The 17885-nt window shown below is 72.6% G+C and carries 17 protein-coding genes; 6 read left to right on the forward strand and 11 right to left on the reverse strand.

Annotated elements, in window-relative coordinates; translation table 11 throughout:
- Positions 1-250 (forward strand): lactate utilisation protein LutB domain-containing protein (locus ACF07V_RS19510; RefSeq protein ID WP_392155674.1); only part of this gene is annotated, 250 nt, incomplete at its 5' end.
- Positions 247-927: a lactate utilization protein C gene (locus ACF07V_RS19515; protein ID WP_392155676.1), complete on the forward strand. Its 681-nt coding sequence runs from the start codon at positions 247-249 to the stop codon at positions 925-927. The genes ACF07V_RS19510 and ACF07V_RS19515, both read left to right, overlap by 4 nt.
- Here ACF07V_RS19515 and ACF07V_RS19520 read toward each other — a convergent pair.
- Genes ACF07V_RS19520 through ACF07V_RS19535 form a run of 4 tightly spaced genes read right to left on the reverse strand, consistent with a single transcriptional unit; the run spans position 887 to position 5098 of the window.
- The gene (locus ACF07V_RS19520) at positions 887-1912 is read right to left on the reverse strand and encodes a LacI family DNA-binding transcriptional regulator (RefSeq protein WP_392155678.1); all 1026 of its coding nucleotides are present in this window, start codon (positions 1910-1912) and stop codon (positions 887-889) included. The two genes, ACF07V_RS19515 and ACF07V_RS19520, sit on opposite strands and share 41 nt — an antisense overlap.
- 29 nt (positions 1913-1941) lie before the next feature.
- Positions 1942-2856 carry a carbohydrate ABC transporter permease gene (locus tag ACF07V_RS19525; protein WP_392155679.1) on the reverse strand — a complete coding sequence of 305 codons (915 nt, stop codon included), beginning with the start codon at positions 2854-2856 and terminating at the stop codon, positions 1942-1944.
- Positions 2853-3785, reverse strand: coding sequence for a carbohydrate ABC transporter permease (locus ACF07V_RS19530; RefSeq protein WP_392155681.1), 933 nt, complete (start codon positions 3783-3785; stop codon positions 2853-2855). The genes ACF07V_RS19525 and ACF07V_RS19530 overlap by 4 nt, the downstream gene beginning before the upstream one ends.
- On the reverse strand, positions 3782-5098 hold the full coding sequence (locus ACF07V_RS19535; protein ID WP_392155683.1) for an ABC transporter substrate-binding protein: 1317 nt from the start codon (positions 5096-5098) through the stop codon (positions 3782-3784). Before ACF07V_RS19535 ends, ACF07V_RS19530 begins: the two co-directional genes overlap by 4 nt.
- Before the next feature lie 209 nt (positions 5099-5307).
- Between ACF07V_RS19535 and ACF07V_RS19540 the strand changes: the two genes are divergently transcribed.
- Both ACF07V_RS19540 and ACF07V_RS19545 read left to right on the forward strand, forming a co-directional pair.
- The gene (locus ACF07V_RS19540) at positions 5308-7332 is read left to right on the forward strand and encodes a beta-galactosidase (RefSeq protein ID WP_392155685.1); all 2025 of its coding nucleotides are present in this window, start codon (positions 5308-5310) and stop codon (positions 7330-7332) included.
- Positions 7333-7454: 122 nt separating this feature from the next.
- On the forward strand, positions 7455-9035 hold the full coding sequence (locus ACF07V_RS19545) for an arabinogalactan endo-beta-1,4-galactanase (protein WP_392155687.1): 1581 nt from the start codon (positions 7455-7457) through the stop codon (positions 9033-9035).
- Between the two features lie 60 nt (positions 9036-9095).
- Here ACF07V_RS19545 and dgoD read toward each other — a convergent pair whose 3' ends face one another.
- The 5 genes from dgoD to ACF07V_RS19570 all read right to left on the reverse strand — a co-directional run bounded on the left by dgoD (position 9096) and on the right by ACF07V_RS19570 (position 13840).
- On the reverse strand, positions 9096-10241 hold the full coding sequence (dgoD, locus tag ACF07V_RS19550; RefSeq protein WP_392155689.1) for a galactonate dehydratase: 1146 nt from the start codon (positions 10239-10241) through the stop codon (positions 9096-9098).
- Positions 10242-10342: 101 nt separating this feature from the next.
- Positions 10343-11095 (reverse strand): SDR family NAD(P)-dependent oxidoreductase, encoded by a 753-nt coding sequence (locus tag ACF07V_RS19555; protein WP_392155691.1) that lies wholly within the window; start codon positions 11093-11095, stop codon positions 10343-10345.
- A 31-nt stretch (positions 11096-11126) separates the two neighbouring features.
- Positions 11127-12077 (reverse strand): sugar kinase, encoded by a 951-nt coding sequence (locus ACF07V_RS19560; protein WP_392155693.1) that lies wholly within the window; start codon positions 12075-12077, stop codon positions 11127-11129.
- The gene (locus tag ACF07V_RS19565) at positions 12074-12712 is read right to left on the reverse strand and encodes a bifunctional 4-hydroxy-2-oxoglutarate aldolase/2-dehydro-3-deoxy-phosphogluconate aldolase (protein WP_392155695.1); all 639 of its coding nucleotides are present in this window, start codon (positions 12710-12712) and stop codon (positions 12074-12076) included. Before ACF07V_RS19565 ends, ACF07V_RS19560 begins: the two co-directional genes overlap by 4 nt.
- A 222-nt stretch (positions 12713-12934) precedes the next feature.
- Positions 12935-13840 (reverse strand): SMP-30/gluconolactonase/LRE family protein, encoded by a 906-nt coding sequence (locus ACF07V_RS19570; protein WP_392155697.1) that lies wholly within the window; start codon positions 13838-13840, stop codon positions 12935-12937.
- A gap of 150 nt (positions 13841-13990) precedes the next feature.
- Between ACF07V_RS19570 and ACF07V_RS19575 the strand changes: the two genes are divergently transcribed.
- On the forward strand, positions 13991-15313 hold the full coding sequence (locus ACF07V_RS19575) for an ROK family protein (protein ID WP_392155699.1): 1323 nt from the start codon (positions 13991-13993) through the stop codon (positions 15311-15313).
- 1 nt (position 15314) lies between these two features.
- Here the strand turns inward: ACF07V_RS19575 and ACF07V_RS19580 are convergent, their stop codons facing one another.
- Complete coding sequence (locus ACF07V_RS19580) at positions 15315-16085, reverse strand: IclR family transcriptional regulator (RefSeq protein WP_392155701.1); 771 nt, start codon at positions 16083-16085, stop codon at positions 15315-15317.
- Positions 16086-16267: 182 nt separating this feature from the next.
- Positions 16268-16570 carry an antibiotic biosynthesis monooxygenase gene (locus ACF07V_RS19585; protein WP_392155703.1) on the reverse strand — a complete coding sequence of 101 codons (303 nt, stop codon included), beginning with the start codon at positions 16568-16570 and terminating at the stop codon, positions 16268-16270.
- Positions 16571-16840: 270 nt separating this feature from the next.
- Between ACF07V_RS19585 and ACF07V_RS19590 the strand changes: the two genes are divergently transcribed.
- Complete coding sequence (locus tag ACF07V_RS19590) at positions 16841-17866, forward strand: LacI family DNA-binding transcriptional regulator (RefSeq protein ID WP_392155705.1); 1026 nt, start codon at positions 16841-16843, stop codon at positions 17864-17866.
- The last annotated feature ends 19 nt before the right edge of the window (positions 17867-17885 follow it).

Consider the following 17885-nt stretch of genomic DNA (forward strand, 5'->3'; position numbering starts at 1 on the left):
AGTCGCCGAGCAGGGAGGACCAGGCCACCGACTGGAGAAGACCGCCATCAAGGCCTCCACCTGGGTCCTCAACCACCCCGACGTCCTCGCGGCCGCCGAACGCCTCGCCTCCAAGACCCGCGCACTGCACCCGAAGAAACTGCCCGGACCCGGGGCCCGGCAGTGGACGGAGAGCCGCGACCTGCCAAAGATGCCCGACGCACCGTTCCGCGACTGGTGGAAGAAGAACCGCACAGGAGACCGCCCGTGAGCCAGAACTCCCGCGCACGCATCCTCGCCCGGATCCGTGCCGCCGTCGCGGACGCCCCCGAGGCCGTGCCCGTGGCCCGCGACTACCGGACCAGCCACACCCCGGACGACCGGGCCAGGCTCCTCGATCTCCTCCACGAGAACCTCGCCGACTACCGGGCCCATGTCCACCGCACCGCACCGGACGGCCTCGCCGGGCTCGTCGCGCGGCTCCTCGCGGAGCACGGCGCGCGCAGTGTCGTCGTACCGCCCGGGCTGCCCGAGGAGTGGCTCGCCGCGGCGGAGGCCGTGCGGCGGTTCGACGAGCCCCGGCTGACGCCGTACGACCTCGACGGCACGGATGCCGTGGTGACGGGGTGTGCGCTGGCGATCGCCGAGACCGGCAGCATCGTCCTGGACGGCGGTCCCGGCCAGGGCCGCCGGGCGCTCACCCTCGTCCCCGATCTGCACCTCTGCGTGGTGCGGGCCCCGGAGCAGGTGGTGGCCTCGGTGCCGCTCGCGCTCCCCCGGCTCGACCCGGCCCGCCCGCTGACCTGGATCTCCGGTCCCTCCGCGACCAGCGACATCGAGCTCGACCGGGTGGAGGGCGTCCACGGGCCGCGGACCCTTGAGGTGATCCTGGTGACGGGCGGCCCCGCTACGCCGACTCCCGGCGGACCAGCTCCGTCGGCAGGATGACCGTCACCGGGTCCTCGCCCGCTATCCGCGCGAGGAGCGTCCGGACCATCTCGGTGCTGATCCGGTCCCAGGGCTGACGGATCGTCGTCAGCGAGGGCCGGGAGGAGAGCGCCGCCGGGGAGTCGTCGAAGCCGCCGACGGCGACGTCCTCGGGGACCCGCCGGCCGGCCCGGGCGAGCGCGTCGAGGACGCCCTGCGCCATGAGGTCGGAGGCGACGAAGACGGCGTCGATGTCGGGTGCGCGCTCCAGGAGGGCGCGGGCCGCGTCCTCGCCGCTGGCGCGGCTGTAGTCGCCGGTGGCGACGAGGGTCTCGTCGACGGGCAGGCCGTGTTCGGCGAGCGTCTCGCGGTAGCCGGCGAGGCGCTCGACGCCGCCGGGGGTGTCGAGCGGGCCGGTGACGGTGGCGATCCGGCGCCGCCCGGTCGCGTACAGGTGGCGCACCATGTCGCGGGCGCCGTCCCGGTCGTCGGCGGCGACGTAGCCGATCTTGGTGGTCTGGCCGAGGGGCTTGCCGCAGGCGACGACGGGGACGCCGGCCTCGTGCAGCCGGGCCACCACGGGATCGCCGGAGTGGCTGGAGACGAGGAGGACGCCGTCGACGTGGCCGGCCTCGATGTAGCGGAGGTTGCGGCGGCGTTCGTCCTCGGTGCCCGCGATCATCAGGAGCAGCGGGATGTCCTGGGCGGCGAGGGCCTGGGTGCAGGCCCTGAGGAGGACGTTGAAGTTGGGGTCCTCGAAGAAGCGCTCCTGGGGTTCGGTCAGGAGGAAGGCGACCGAGTCGGACTTGCCGGTGATCAGCGAGCGGGCGTGCCGGTTGACGACGTATCCCGTTCTTCGGATCGCGGCGTCGACGGCGGCCTTCGCCGTCGGGCTGACGTAGTGGCCGCCGTTGAGGACGCGGGAGACGGTGCCGCGCGAGACCCCGGCCTCGCGGGCCACGTCGTGGATGGTCGCCGGGCGGCGCCTGCTCGCTGCAGTGCTCATGCTGTGTGTTTCCCCTCGATCCCCTGTGGTCAGGACTTTACGGCGCCGGAGAGCAGGTCGAGGCTCCAGAAGCGCTGGATGACGAGGAACAGGGCGATGAGCGGGGCGATGGCGAGGAGGGCTCCGGTGATGACGAGGGTGTAGAGGGAGGGCTGGCTGGCGCCCTGCTTGAGGAGGGTGAACAGGCCCACGGTCATGGGGAACTTCTCGTCGTCGCCGAGCATGATGAAGGGCAGCAGGAAGTTGTTCCAGATGGCGACGAACTGGAACAGGAAGATCGTCACGAGGCCCGGGGACATCATGGGGACGGCGATCCGCAGGAAGATCCGCCACTCTCCGGCGCCGTCCATGCGGCCCGCCTCGACCAGTTCCATGGGGATGGCGGCCTCGGCGTAGATGCGGCCGAGGTAGACGCCGTACGGGGAGAGGATCAGCGGGAGCAGGACCGACGCGTAGGTGTCCGTCAGGTCGGCCTCGGCCATGAGGAGGTACTGCGGGATGGCGAGGATGACGGGCGGCATGAGGACGCCGGTGAGGATCAGGTTGAAGAAGGCCTCGCGGCCGCGGAAGCGGTAGACGGCGAAGGCGTATCCGGCGAACGCGGAGACGACGGTGGACAGGACGGCGCCGAGGCCCGCGTAGAAGACGGAGTTGCCCATCCAGCGCCAGTAGATGCCCTCGCGGTACGTGTTCAGGTCGCCGAGGTTGTCGGCGAAGCCGTCGCCGGGCAGGAAGGTGAAGGTGGCGAAGAGGTCTTGGCCCGACTTGGTGGCGGCGACCACGACCCAGGCGACGGGCAGCAGGCAGTACAGCGCGCCGAGGACGAGGGCCGCCGTGGGCAGCAGGGCGGTGCGGCGGGGGCGGGGCGGCGGGCCCTGGGGGGTGCCGGGGGTGGTGCCGGCGGCCGGGGCGGCGGCGCGGATCGGGGAGGCGAGCCCGTTCATCGGCTTGCTCCTTGTGCGGTGCGGCGGTTGGAGACCCTCAGGAGGGCGAAGGAGAGCGCGAAGGTGGCGAGGGCGAGCACGACGGCGGTGGCCGAGGCGGCGTGGATGTTCCCGCCGGTGAAGGCGTCGCTGTAGACCTTCATGAGGGGGCTCCAGGTGGAGGGGATGCCGTTGGTGAGCGGCTTGAGCGTCATGGGCTCGTTGAAGACCTGGAGGGTGGCGATGATCGAGAAGAAGAAGGTGAGGACCAGGGAGGGCGTCACCATCGGGATCTTGATGCGGAGCGCGATCTGGAGCTCGGAGCAGCCGTCGAGCTTGGCCGCCTCGTACACCTCGGCGGGCAGGGAGCGCAGCGCGGTGTAGATGACGATCATGTTGAAGCCGGTGCCGCCCCAGATCGCGATGTTGGACATCGCCAGGTAGAGCGCGCCGCCGTCCATGAGGTCGGGCTGCGGGAGGCCGAGGGCGTCGAGGAGGTAGAGGAAGGGGCTGACGTCGGGGAGGTAGAGGAAGCCCCAGAGGAGCGCGGCGATGACGCCGGGGACGGCGTACGGCAGGAAGATCGCGAGGCGGGCGAAGGAGCGGGCCCGGACGCGCTCGGAGTCGAGCAGGAGCGCGAAGAACAGGGCGAGGCCGAGCATGACGGGGACGACGATCGCGCCGTAGCCGAGGACGCGCAGGGCGCTGTGGAGGAACTCGGAGTCGGTGAGGGCGGAGGTGTAGTTCTCCAGGCCGGCCCAGACCTCGTGCCTGGCTCCCTTGCCGAGGCCGAGGCCCTTGATCTCGACCTTGTGGAAGCTGAGCCAGACCGCGTAGCCGATGGGCAGGGCGAAGAAGAGGGCGAAGAGGACGGCGGCGGGGAGGAGGAAGCCGTACGGGGCCGCCTTGACCCCGTACGGCCGGCGCGCGCCCTGGTGGGGCTGCGTCACTTGGCGACTCCGAAGCCCTGCTTCTCCAGGTCCGTGACGGTGGTGTTCCGCACGGCCGTGAGGGCGGTGCCGAAGTCGGACCTGGCCTTGGCGGCCTTGCCGAACTCGTCCTTGAAGGAGGTGTAGGCGACGTTCACGTTGGGGCCCCAGGCGCCCGGCGCGGTGGTCTTCGCGATCTCGGCGGCGCGGGTGTAGAAGTCGGGCTGGTTGGCGAAGTAGTCGGGGGCCTTGGCGAGGGCGCCGCTGGTCTGGGCGGCGGTGGCGGCGGGGTAGATGCCGCTCTCCTTGACGAGGGCGGCGAGGGCCTTCGGGTCGGTGTTCAGCCAGATGGCGAACTTCGCGGCGGCCTCCTTGTGCTTCGAGTCGGAGGTGACGGCGGTGGAGGAGCCGCCCCAGCTGCCGGTGGCGTGGGCGCCCTCGGTCCACTGCGGGAGCGGGGCCATGGCCCACTTGCCCTTGCCGTCGGGGGCGGCGGTGGTGAGGGTGCCGGGGGCCCAGACGGCGCTGACCCAGGCGAGCTGCTCGCCGGTGTTCATGGCCTTGTTCCAGGCGGGGGTGTACATGGGCTGGTTGTCGATGGCGCCCTCGGCGACCAGGCCGCCCCAGAAGTCGGTGACCTTCTTGGTGGCGGCGTCGTCGATGCCGACCTTCCACTTGTCGCCCTCGAAGGTCCACCACTTGGCGCCGGCCTGCTGGGAGAGGCCGGCGAAGAGGCCGGCGTCGTTGGCGGAGAAGGTGGTCAGTGACTTGCCGGGGGCCTTCTTCTTCAGGGTGCGGGCGGTGGCGGCGAACTCGTCCCAGGTGGTGGGGACGGAGAGGCCGTACTGCTTGAAGAGGTCCTCGCGGTAGAAGAACATCAGCGGCCCGGAGTCCTGCGGCAGGGCGTAGACGCCGTCGCCGCCGAGGGTGGTCTGCTGCCAGAGGCCGGGGGCGAAGGCGTTCCTGACGTTCTGCGGGACCTCGGGGGCGATGTCGGCCAGGGAGTCGTTGCTGACGAGGGTCGGGAGGGCCTGGTACTCGGCCTGGACGAGGTCGGGGCCCTTGTGCGCCTTGGTCGCGGTGATGATCTTGGTGACGAGGTCGTCGCCGGAGGCCTGCTTCTGCACGGTGACCTTGACGTCGGGGTGCTCGGCGTTCCAGAGGGCGGCGACCTTGTCCATGCCGGGCGCCCAGGCCCAGTAGGTGAGCGAGACGGGGCCGGACTCGGCGCCCGCCTTGTCGCCGGAGTCGGAGGAACCGCAGGCGGAGAGCGCGGTGGCACCGAGCAGGACGGCGGTGGCGGCGGCGAGTCCGCGGCGCGAGATGTGAGGCATGGGGTACTTCTCCCTGACCGAAAAAGGGGCCTCTCCCTGGAGCGGGATGGCCGGTCATGCATCTGTGAGCGTTCACAGTAGAGAAACGTTCCGGACACTTGTCAATGGTTGTTCGTGTGCGGTTATGTTGCGTTGCCACATCGAGATCGAGTGTGTGCACGTTCCCAACGAACCAAAGCTTTCAACTTCCGAGGTTTCAGGAGAGACTCATGCCGCAGACCGTTCCCAAGGGCCTGCACCGGCTCGCGTTCGGCGGGGACTACAACCCCGAACAGTGGCCGGAAAGCGTCTGGCAGGAGGACGTCCGGCTGATGCGCGAGGCCGGCGTCACCATGGTGAGCGTCGGGATCTTCTCCTGGGCCCTGCTCGAACCCGAGCCCGGCCGGTACGACTTCGGCTGGCTCGACCGGGTCCTCGACCTGCTCCACGAGAACGGCGTCCGCGTCGACCTCGGCACCCCCACCGTCGCGCCGCCCGCCTGGTTCTACCGCGCCCACCCCGAGGCCCTGCCCGTCACCGCCGAGGGCGTCCGCCTCTCGTACGGCTCACGCGGGGCGATCTGCCACAGTTCATCCGCCTATCGCGCCGCCGCGGCCGGGATCACCACCGCACTGGCCCGGCGCTACGGCAGCCACCCGGCACTCGCCCTCTGGCACGTCCACAACGAGTACGGCGTGCCCGTCAGCGCCTGCTACTGCGACAGCTGCGCCGCCCACTTCCGCCGCTGGCTCCACGAGACGTACGGCTCCGTGGACGCCGTGAACGAGGCCTGGGGCACCGCCTTCTGGGGCCAGCACTACGGCTCGTACGAGGAGGTCGACCCGCCCCGCGCCACCCCCACCGTCGGCAACCCGGCCCAGCAGCTCGACTACCGCCGCTTCGCCGACGCCACCATCCGGGAGAACTTCCGGACGGAACGGGACATCCTCCATGAACTGACCCCGGACATCCCCGTCACCACCAACTTCATGACCGCGCTCAGCCAGTGCGACTCCATCGACTACTGGGCCTGGGGACGCGAGGTCGACCTCGTCACCAACGACCACTACCTGATGACCGACGGCCGCCGCACCCACGTCAACCTCGCCATGGCCGCCGACCTCACCCGCTCCGTCGCCGGCGGCGCGCCCTGGCTGCTCCTGGAGCACTCCACCTCCGGCGTGAACTGGCAGGCCCGCAACCCGGCCAAGCGCCCCGGCGAGATGGCCCGCAACTCCCTCGCCCACGTCGCCCGCGGCTCCGAGGGCGCCATGTTCTTCCAGTGGCGCCAGTCCCGGCGCGGCGCCGAGAAGTTCCACTCCGCGATGGTCCCGCACGGCGGCACCGACACCCGGATCTGGCGCGAGGTCGTCGCCCTCGGCGCCGGTCTCGAGGCCCTGGAGGAGGTGCGCGGCAGCCGGACCGTCCCGGACGTCGCCATGGTCTGGGACTGGCACTCCTGGTGGGCGCAGAACCTGGAATGGCGGCCGAACGCGGCCCACGAGGCCCGCGAGCGCGCCGACAGCTTCTACGAGACCCTCTACGACCGGCACCTCACCGTCGACTTCGCGCACCCCGAGTCCGACCTCTCGGCCTACCCGCTGGTCGTCGTGCCGGCGCTCTACCTCACCACCGAGGCCGCCGGCCAGAACCTCCGCGAGTACGTCGAGAACGGCGGCACCCTCGTCGTCTCGTACTTCTCCGGGATCGTCGACGAACACGACGCCGTCCACCCGGGCGCCTACCCGGGAGCCCTGCGCGAGGTCCTCGGCCTCACCGTGGACGAGTGGTCCCCGCTCCTGGACGACCAGCGCGTGACGGTCACCGGGCCGGACGGCGCCACGCTCACCGCCGACGTCTGGACGGAGTTCGTCCGCCCGCGCGGGGCGGAGACCGTGTGGACCTACGCGGACGGCCCGGCCGCCGGCGGGCCCGCCGTCACCCGGCACCGGCTCGGCCGGGGCACCGCCTGGTACGTCTCCACCCGCCTCGACGCGGCCTCGCTCGACGCGATCCTCGCCGCCGCCTGCGAGGACGCCGGGGTCGCCCCGCGCACCGCACTCCCCCACGACCTGGAGGTCGTGCACCGCGCCGGGGACGCCGGACAGCGGTACGTCTTCGCCCTGAACCACTCCGCCGAGGACGCCGAGGTGCCGCTGGACGGCTCCGGTACCGAGCTCCTCCACGGTGACGCGGCGGACGGCAGGCTCGCCGTCCCGGCCGGCGCCGTCAGGGTCGTACGCCTCGACGCCTGAGCCCCACCCCCTGAACTCCCCGGGGGCGGCCCGCACCCGCTGCGCCGCCCCCGGGTGAGCCGTACCACCGCAAGGAACCACCGCACGACACTCACATCCGCCACCGTCGAAGGGACTCGACGATGCACCCCGTCCGCAGCCGCATCCGCCTGCGCGCCACGGCCCTCGCCGCCGCGCTCGGCGCCCTGCTCCTGGCACCGCTCCCGGCGGCCCACCGGGCCGAAGCGGCCTCCACCCTCACCAACACGGGTTTCGAGGCCGACGGCACCGGGACCGCCACCCCCTCCGGCTGGTCCACCTACTCGGCCGCCGGGCAGAACTCCGCCTCCTTCACCGAGGCCGGAGGGCACAGCGGCGGCTACCGCCTCTCCCACTGGTCCTCCGCCGCGTACAAGGTGGAGACGTACCAGTACCTCTCCGGTCTCACCGACGGCGACTACACCCTCAGCGCCTGGGTCCGCTCCGGCGGCGGACAGAACTCCGCCTATCTCGCCCTGCGCAACTGCGGCTCCGCCGAACAGCGCACCGACCTGCCGGTGACGTCGAGCGGCTGGATACGGATCGTCACCCCGGTCAAGGTCGTCGGCGGGGCCTGCACGGTCAGCGTCAACTCGGATGCCAACGCCGGCAATTGGATCAACGTCGACGATCTCGCCTTCACCTCCGGAACGACCGGGCTCACCGTGAAGGGCGTCGACCTGTCCGCGCTGAAGAAGAGCGAGGACCTCGGCGGGACGTACAAGTCGAGCGCCGGCGTGACCGGCGACCCGGTCGCCCTCCTCAGGAACGCGGGCGCCACCTACGGCCGGCTCAAGGTGTGGGTGAACCCGGCGGACGGCTACAACGACAAGGCCCGCGTCCTCGCGACCGCCAAGCGGATCAAGGCACAGGGCATGAAGCTCCTCGTCGACTTCCACTACTCCGACATCTGGGCCGACCCCGGCGCGCAGACCAAGCCCGCCGCCTGGTCGGGCCACTCGTACAGCCGGTTGAAGACCGACGTGTACGACCACACGTACGACGTCCTCAACGCCCTCAAGGCGCAGGGCACGACGGCGGACATGGTGCAGATCGGCAACGAGATCAACACCGGCATGCTCTGGCCCGAGGGCTCCACGAGCAACTGGTCCCAGCTCGCCGGCCTGCTCAAGTCCGGGATCTCGGCGGCCAAGGCGGTCTCGTCGAGCACCCAGATCGCGCTGCACCTCGCCAACGGCGGCGACAACACTCTCTACCGCACCTGGTTCGACAACGCGACGGCGCAGGGCGTGAGTTACGACGTCATCGCGCTGTCCTTCTACGGCTACTGGCACGGCGCGCTGTCCTCGCTCCAGGCCAACCTCGACGACATCTCGGCGCGTTACGGCAAGAAGGTGATGGTCGCGGAGACCGCGTACCCGTTCCGTCTGGACAGCGAGGACGCCCACGAGAACATCATCGACCTCTCCTCCGAGCTGGTCTCCGGCTACCCGGCGAGCAGTGCGGGCCAGACGGCCTGGCTGCGGGACGTCATGAACGTCGTCGAGGCCGTGCCGAACGGCCGCGGTCTCGGCGTCGTCTACTGGGAGCCGACCTGGACGGCCGTCGCGGGCAACGGCTGGGACCCGGCCGACCCCTCCTCGGGCAACGGCTGGGAGAACCAGGCCCTGTTCGACTACGACAGCAGGCTGCTGCCGGCGGCCGGGGTGCTGGCGCACCGCTGATCCGTACGGCATGAGAGGGGGCGGGCCCGTTCACGGGCCCGCCCCCTCGGCGCGTTCCGGCTACCACTCGGCCAGCGAGCCGTCGTCCCGGCGCCAGGCCGGGTTGCGCCAGCGGTGGCCCACCTCGGCGGCCCGTTCGACCGCCTTCGCGTCGACCTCGATCCCGAGGCCGGGGCCGGTCGGCAGGGCCACGTGGCCGTCCTCGTACCGGAAGACCGTGGGGTCGACGAGGTAGTCGAGCAGATCGGAGCCGGTGTTGTAGTGGATGCCGAGGCTCTGCTCCTGGATGAGGAGGTTCGGCGCGGCGAAGCCGACCTGGAGGCAGGAGGCGAGCGCGATCGGGCCCAGCGGGCAGTGCGGGGCGAGGGAGACGTCGTACGCCTCCGCCATCGCGGCGATCCTGCGGACCTCCGAGATGCCGCCCGCGTGCGAGAGGTCGGGCTGCGCGACGGCGATCCCCTGGGCGAGGACCTTCTTGAAGTCCCAGCGGGAGTAGAGGCGTTCGCCGGTCGCGACGGGGATGGAGGTGGAGCGGACGATGTCGCCGATGTGGTCGCTCATCTCGGGGACGACCGGCTCCTCCACGAAGAAGGGCAGGTACGGCTCCAGGAGCGGCAGGACCCGGCGGGCCATCGGGGCGGTGAGGCGGCCGTGGAAGTCGATCGCGATGTCGAACTCGTCGCCGACGGCCTCGCGGATGGAGGCGACGCGGTCCACGATGCCCTGGGTGGCGGCCGGGGTGTCGATGAGCCGCAGCTGGGCGGAGGCGTTCATCTTGATGGCGGTGAAGCCCTCGTTCCTGCGGGCCAGGGCCTCGCTCGCGACCTCGTCGGGACGGTCGCCGCCGATCCAGCTGTAGACGCGGGCGCGGTCGCGGACGTTGCCGCCGAGGAGCTGCCACACGGGGACGCCGAGGGCCTTGCCGGTGATGTCCCAGAGGGCCTGGTCGATGCCGGCGACGGCGCTGGAGAGGACCGGGCCGCCACGGTAGAAGCCGCCCTTGGTGAGGACCTGCCAGTGGTCCTCGATCTTCATGGGGTCCTGGCCGACGAGGTAGTCGGAGAGTTCCTCGACGGCGGCGGCGACGGTGTGGGCGCGGCCCTCGACGACGGGCTCGCCCCAGCCGGTGATGCCCTCGTCGGTGTCGATGCGCAGGAAGCACCAGCGGGGGGCGACGAGGTAGGTGCGCAGGGCGGTGATCTTCACTTGCCGTCCTTCTTCACTTGCAGTCCCTTGGTCACTTGGCGTCCTTCTGCACTTGCAGTCCCTTGGTCACTTGGCGTCCTTCCTCGCTTGCAGTCCCTTGGTCACTTGGACTCCTTCTTCACGGTCCAGCCGCCGTCGACGACCAGGTCGGTTCCGGTGATGTAGGCGGCGTCGGCGGAGGCGAGGAAGGCGACGGCGGCCGCGACCTCCTCGGGGCGGCCGAGCCGGGCGAGGGCGGTGGCGTCGGCGGAGATCCGTCGTCCCTCCTCGTCGACCTCGTTCCACACGTCGGTGAGGATCGGGCCCGGCAGCACGGAGTTGAAGCGGACCTCGGGGCCGTACTCGACGGCGAGCTGGCGGACGAGCGCGCACATCCCGCCCTTCGCGGCGGCGTACGCGGCGTAGCCGGGCAGGCCGAAGGCGGCGTGGACGCTGGAGGTGGCGACGAGGCTGCCGCGCTCGGCGCGCAGGTCGTCGAGGAAGACGCGCGTGGCGAAGTAGAGGGCGCGCAGGTTGACGGCCATCTCCCGGTCCCAGGTGGCGACGGGGAGTTGGTGGGCGGCGGCCTGGGTGTGGAAGAAGGCGTTGCTGTGGAGGACGCTCACGGGGCCGAAGCGGGCGTGGGCCTCTTCCCGGAGGGCTTTCCAGTCGGCTTCGGAGGAGACGTCGCAGCGGACGTAGGCGGCTCGGCCGCCGTCGGCCCGGATGGCTGCGGCGACGGCCTCGCCGGCCTCGTCGGCGATGTCGGAGACGAGCACCGCGGCGCCCTCGGCGGCGAGGCGGGCGGCGCTGGCGGCGCCGATGCCGGAGGCCGCGCCGGTGACGACGGCGGTCTGTCCGGAGAAACGGTTCATGGGGGTGGGTTCCTGGTGTCTGCGGGGCGGGTCAGCGGGTGATGTCCTGGCCCGTGAGGAGGTCGAGTTCGGCGCGGCGCGGGAGGCCCTCCCAGTCGCCCGGTACGGAGACGGCGAAGGCTCCGCAGAGGGCGGCGAGGCGGAGGCGTTCCGCGGGCGGGGAACCGTCGAGGACGGCGGCGAGGTAGCCGGAGACGAAGGCGTCGCCCGCGCCGACGGGGTCGACGGCGGTGACGGGCACGGCCGGCCGGACGTGGAGCTCGTCGCCGACGACGGCGAGGGCTCCCTCGGCGCCGAGCTTCAGGACGGCCTGCCGCGGGCCGAGCCGGGTGAGGGCGCGGGCCATCCGTTCGGGCTCGTCCTCGGGCACGAACAGGGCGGCTTCCTCGGGTCCGGCGAAGACGATGTCGGCGTACGGAAGGAGGCGGGCGAGCACGTCGGTGGCCTCGGCGCGGCTCCAGAGCCGTTCGCGGTGGTTGACGTCGAAGGAGACGGTGACCCCGGCGGCGCGGGCCAGGGCGACGGCGTGTGCGACGGCGGCGCGCGCGGTGGCGCTCAACGCCGGGGTGATGCCGGTGACATGGAGGATCCGGGCCGCGGCGATCCGGGCCTCGTCGAGGTCCTCGGGGGCGAGCCGGGAGCCGGCGAGACCGGACCGGTAGTAGGTGACGCGGAGGCGGTCGGCGGTGCGGCGTTCCCTGAGCATCAGACCGGTGGGCGCGGCCGGGTCGGTGCGGGCGGTGGAGACGTCGACGCCCTCGGCGCGCAGCCCGGCGAGGACCATCGCGCCCATGGCGTCGTCGCCCACTCGGCCCGTCCAGGCCGCCGGGTGTCCGAGCCGGCTGACGCCGACGGCGACGGTCGCCTCGGCGCCGGCCCAGCCGAGGCGGGCCGGGGCGCCGTTGGCGAACGGCCCGGGTTCGGTGGCGGCGACGACGGCCATGGCCTCGCCGAGGGTGACGAGTGAAGGGCTCGCGCTCATCGGCGTATCCCGTCGAGGAGGGCGGCGGCGCGCTCGGTCAGGGCCGCCAGGGAACCGCCCTCGCAGGCGTCGCCGACGAGGGGGCTGCCGATGCCGAGGGCGGCGGCGCCGGCGGCGAGGTAGGCGGGAGCCTCGGCGGCGCCGATGCCGCCGGTCGGGACGAGGGGGACCTCGGGCAGCGGGGCGCGGACGGCGCGGAGGTACTCGGGTCCGCCGGTGGCGGCGGGGAAGAGCTTCACCATGGTGGCGCCCGCCCGCCAGGCGGTGAGGATCTCGGTCGGGGTGTACGCGCCGGGGAGCACCGGGACGCCCAGGCGGACGGCCTCGGCGATGACCTCGGTGGAGGTGGTCGGGGTGATGAGGTAGGTGGCTCCGGCCTCGACGGCCGCCTGTGCCTCGGCGGGCGTGGTGACCGTGCCGGCGCCGAGGGCGAGTCCGGGCGGGGCGTCGGCGGCGTACTCGCGCAGGGCGTCGAGCACGCCGGGGGTGGTGAGGGTGAACTCGGCGGCGCGGACGCCTGAGGCCAGGAGGGTGTCGGTGACTTCGGCGAAGCGGGTGGCGGAGGCGGAGCGGAGGATCGCGATGACGGGGACGGCGTCGAGGGCGGCGCGCAGCCCGTCGTGCGGGGTGGTCATGGGCTTCTTCCTTGGGGGAGGCAGGGGGTGTCGTGTCGATCAGGCCGGATCGGGGGGCGGCGTCTGGTGCCCGGGGTCTCCCCGGGCCCGCCAGGGCCGAGGGGACGGATCGCAAGGCGGAGGAGGGAGTCATGGCGGAGCCATGCCGGCCGACGACGACGCGGCGAGGCGCGGTGCCGGACGCCGCGAGCCCGGCCTGATCGGCACGACACCCCCTACGGGTCAGTGGTCGGCGTACGGGGTGGTGGGCAGGCCCGTCGCGCCGGGGCGGCAGACGAAGAGGCGGCCCGCGTCGGGTTCGGCGCGCAGGCGGGCCTCGTCGAGGCCCACGGAGGCCGTCGTGATGACCAGGACGTCGAGCCCGGGTCCGGCGAAGGCGCAGCTGGTGACGTGGGAGGCGGGGACCTCCACGCGCGCGTGGAGGCTGCCGTCGGGCGCGAAGGCGAGGACTTCGCCGCCTCCCCAGACGGCGACCCAGACGCGGCCCTCGCTGTCGACGGCGAGGCCGTCCGGGACGCCCCGGTCGAGGACGGCGAAGGGGCGGCGGTCGCTCGGGGTGCCGGTCTCCGGGTCGTAGGCGAAGACGTCGACGCGGCCGGTGGGGCTGTCGGCGTAGTAGAGGCGGGTGCCGTCGGGGCTCCAGCCGAGGCCGTTGGAGATGGTGACGGAGTCGACCAGGGTGACGAGCCCGTCGCGGTCGAGGCGGTAGAGGGCGCCGGCGCCGGGGCTCTCGTCGTACGCCATGGTTCCGGCGAGGAGTCGCCCGGCGGGGTCGACGGCGGCGTCGTTCATGCGGCGCGGGATGCCGTCGTCCGGAAGCGCGGGCGCGGCGAGTTCGACGGCCTCGGCGACGGGCCGGCCGTCCGCCAGGTGCAGGAAGGACGTGCCGGCGGCGGCGAGGAGGGCGCCGGAGGCGCAGGGCAGGGCGGCGCCGACGGCCCGGTCGAAGCGGAGGGTGCCGAGGTGCGCGAGCTCCGGCGGCTCCTCGCCGGGTGACAGTGCGGCCCGGTGGACGAGCCCCTCGGGGATGTCCACCCACAGGAGTTCCTGGCGCCGGGTGTCCCAGACGGGTCCTTCCGTCAGGCGTCCGGGCAGGGGGGAGCAGGGTACGGCCCTGAGGTGGTGCATCTGGCCTCCTCGGTCGGCGACTGGTGCGGCGCGAGAAAAACTACGGCTTCGTCTAACGGTTGTAAATAACCTCCGCTCCCCTTCTTCCAACCCTTTGAATAAGATCCGGTGAGAGTGGGGCACGGGCAGGTCGAGCGGAGGACAGCACAGATGATCAAGCGGACGTCGCAGGAGATTCGCCGCCTCAACCGCTTCGAGGTCCTGCGACGCTTCTACGCGGGAACGGGCGCGATGAGCCGTCAGGACCTCGCGGCGGCGACCGGCCTCTCCTTCGCCACCGTCGCCAACCTCACCGCCGAGCTCCTGGAGGCCGGGGTCCTCGTCGAGGCCGGCCACGAGGACTCCAGCGGAGGCCGCCCCCGCGCGCGGCTCGCCGTCAACGCCGAGCGGGGCGCGCTGATCGGCATCGACATCGCCGAGACCGCCGTCCACGCGGAGCTCTTCGACCTGGCCCTGGAGGTCCGGCACTCGGTCGAGCGCCCCCTCCCCCCCGGCGACGTCAGGCCCACCGACGTGGTCGAGCAGCTCGCCGCCTGCGTCGAGGAGCTCCTGAACGGCTCCGGCGTGCCCCGCGAACGGGTCCTCGGGGCCGGGGTGAGCGTGCCGGGCATGGTGGAGCGCGAGGGCGGCGTCTCCTCGTACTCCCCGTACTGGTCCTGGAGCGAGGTGCCGCTGCGGTCCCTGCTCGACGAGCGTCTCGGGCTGCCCCTCCGGCTCGACAACCCGCTGCGCGCCAGCACGGTCGCCGAGCTGTGGTTCGGTGCCGGGCGGGAGGTCGACGACCTGGTGGTGGTCACCCTGCGCGCCGGTGTCGGCGCCGGGATCGCGATCGACGGGCAGCTCTACCGGGGCTTCACCAACAGCGCGGGCGAGTGGGGTCACACCTGCCTCGCCGTCGACGGCCGGCTGTGCACCTGCGGCAACCGGGGCTGTGTGGAGGCGTACGTCTCCACCCGGGGGATCGCGCAGACCTGGCGCGAACTCGCCCCCGGCGACGAGCGGGCGACGGGGGCGGACGACGCGGCGACGGTCGCCGCCCTGGCGCGCGCGGCGGCGGAGCGGGACCCGGTGGCCGAGGCCGTCGTCGACCGGACCGCACGCCATCTGGGCGCGGCGGTGGCCAATCTGGTCAACCTGCTCAACCCCCGGGTGCTCGTCCTCGGCAACCAGGTCGTGGACCTGCTCGGCGAGCGCCTGCTCGACGCCACCTACGAGGCGGTCGCCCGGCACGTCCTGCCGCTGCCGCACCGGGCTGCGACCCTGCGGCGCAGCGCGGTGCCGCACAACGCGGTGACGCGGGGTGCGGCCGCCTTCGCCCTGGAGGGCTTCCTCGACGACCGGGAGGTCTTCGGCCCGGTCAGCCGCATGCGCCAGCCGCGCGAACGCAAGGGCGCGGGGCGCGCGGACACCACCGACGCCGGCGGACGCGCGGGCGCCGCCGGTGCCGGTGCCGGTGCCGGTGTCGGTAGGTGAGTCAGCGCACCTGCCGGTGGCCCAGGCGGGCCGACAGTTCACCGGCGCCCCTGACCGCGAGGGCCGTGAGTTCGTTCTCCTTGTCCTCGTTCCAGCGGAGCACCGGCACGGAGACGGACAGCGCCGCGACGACCCGGCCCGAGCGGTCCCGCACGGGTGCGGCGACGCAGCTGACGTCGGGGTTGGACTCCTGCTGCTCGACGGCGACACCGAGGATCCGGATCTCCGCGAGCGCGGCGCGCAGCGCGTCCGGGTCGGTGAGGCTCCGGGGCGTCATGCCGACGAGTTCGCGCCCTTCGAGGCGCTCGTCGAGCTCGACCTCGGGAAGGGTGGCGAGGAGCATCTTGCCGACGGCGGTGCAGTGGGCGGGGAGGCGGCGGCCGGCCGCCGAGACCATCCGTACCGCATGGCTGGAGTCCACCTTGGCGATGTAGATGACGTCCGTGTCCTCGAGGACCGCGACGTGGACGGTCTCGCCGCAGGTGTCGGCCACCTCGCGGGCGACCTGGTGCCCCTCGGCGGCGAGGTCGAGCTGCTCCGCGTACCGGCTGCCGAGCTGGTACGTGCGGACGCCGAGCCGGTAGCGGCCGGGCTGTCCCGGCACCGGCACGAGGTAGTTGCGGGCGGTCAGGGTGGTGACCAGCTCGTGGGTGGTGGTGCGCGGCAGCCCGAGCCTGCGGGTGATCTCGGGGGCGGACAGCGTGGCGTCGCCCTGGAGGAAGAGCTCCAGTATGTCGAATGCCCTGGTCACCGCCGGAACGAGTCGTCCCATGAGCCCCACCCCACCCTCGCGCTGTTCGATATCCCGTACAGCGATCGAAATCGCGGACAGAGACTAGCGCGGACACCTTCCCGCCGACACCCCCGCGAGCCGTCTCCCCCCTGCGCCCCCCCTGCGCCCCGGCCCTGTCCTGCCCTTCGGTCGACCCCTCGGCCGTCCGCTCGGGCGGCCCCTCAGTCGGCCTCCGGCTCGGCGAGCAGGTCGTCGACGAGGGTGAGGCGCGTCTCGGGGAAGTACTCCGCGATCGCCTCCCGCATCATCGCCTCGCCCTCCGGATCGGGGGTCCCGCACTTCTCCCGGGTCTCCCGGTCGGGCCAGCGGGCGTACGCCACCCAGGTCCCGTCGTCCGCCTTGTGGAGCCGGGAGCCGTAGCTTCCGCACTCCTGGTGGATCGCCACGGTCACCCGGTGCCAGCCGTCGACGAGCAGCTGCTCCCTGCCCGGACGCACCCGCCACCGGTACACCACCGCGAACATCTCTCCGCCTCCCTCGTCACGGCCGGCGGCCCGTGCCGCCCCCGGGAACGACAGAACTACACCGACCAGTTCACTGTCAAGACTGAACCGTTCGGTAGACCACGACACCAAGGGAGACATCGAAGCGCTTCGATATTCCCCCGCCGCACATCTGGACACCCCAACTCCTCCGCACTACGGTCGGCTTGGATCGCCGAAGCGATCACTCGCCCCTTCACGTCGAAGCGATTCACCATGGACGCAGCCGCGTCCTGGCCCCGGGGAGAACGGATGGTCACCCTTGCCGAGGTTGCCCGGCACGCCGGAGTCTCGGCGAGCACGGTGAGCTATGTCCTCAGCGGCAAGCGGCCCATCTCCGACCTCACCCGCCGGCGGGTGCGGGCGAGCATCGAGCAGCTCGGCTACCAGCCCCACGCCGGCGCCCGCGCGCTCGCCAGCAGCCGCTCCGGGATCATCGCGCTCATGGTGCCGCTGCGCACCGACATGTACGTGCCGGTGATGCTGGAGATCGCGGTCGCCGTCGCCACCACCGCCCGCGCCCACGGCTACGACGTCCTGCTCCTCACCGGCGAGGAAGGACCGCCGGCGCTGCGCCGGGTCACCGGCAGCGGTCTCGCCGAGGCGGTGATCCTGATGGACGTGCAGCTCGACGACGAGCGGCTGCCCCTCCTGCGTACGGCGGGTCCGCCGTCCGTCCTCGTCGGACTGCCCGCCGACCCGGCCGGACTGAACTGCGTCGACCTCGACTTCGCGGCGGCCGGTGCCCTGTGCGTGGAGCATCTGGCGGACCTCGGACACCGGGAGATCGCGGTGATCGGCGAGTCTCCCGGGGTGTACGAGCGGCACACGGGCTTCGCCGAGCGGACCCTGCGCGGGCTGCGGGACCGGGCGGCCGAGCGCGGCGTCCGGCTGCTGCACCGGCCGTGCGAGGGCAGCCACGACGCGGTGGCCGGCGTCCTCGCGCGGATCCTCGACGAGCGGCCCGCGGTCAGCGCCTTCGTCGTGCAGAACGAGACGGCCGTCGAGCCGCTCCTCGCCCTGCTGCGCCGCACGGGCAGGGCCGTACCGGAGGACGTGTCGGTGGTCGCGGTCTGCGCCGACCAGATCGCCGCCCAGGCCTCGGTGCCGCTCAGCTCGGTGGCGATCCCGGCCCAGGAGCTCGGCCGCAGGGCGGTGGAGCGGCTGGTCGCCCGCCTCGCCCGGCCCGGCGACGAGGGCGCCACCGGGGTCGAACTCCTCGCTCCGGCCCTGACCGCACGGGACAGCTCGGGCCCCCCGCCCGCGGTCAGGAACTGACGACCCGCTCCTCGCCCGT

The sequence above is a fragment of the Streptomyces sp. NPDC015661 genome, assembly GCF_043077765.1.
In the GTDB taxonomy this organism is placed as follows: domain Bacteria; phylum Actinomycetota; class Actinomycetes; order Streptomycetales; family Streptomycetaceae; genus Streptomyces.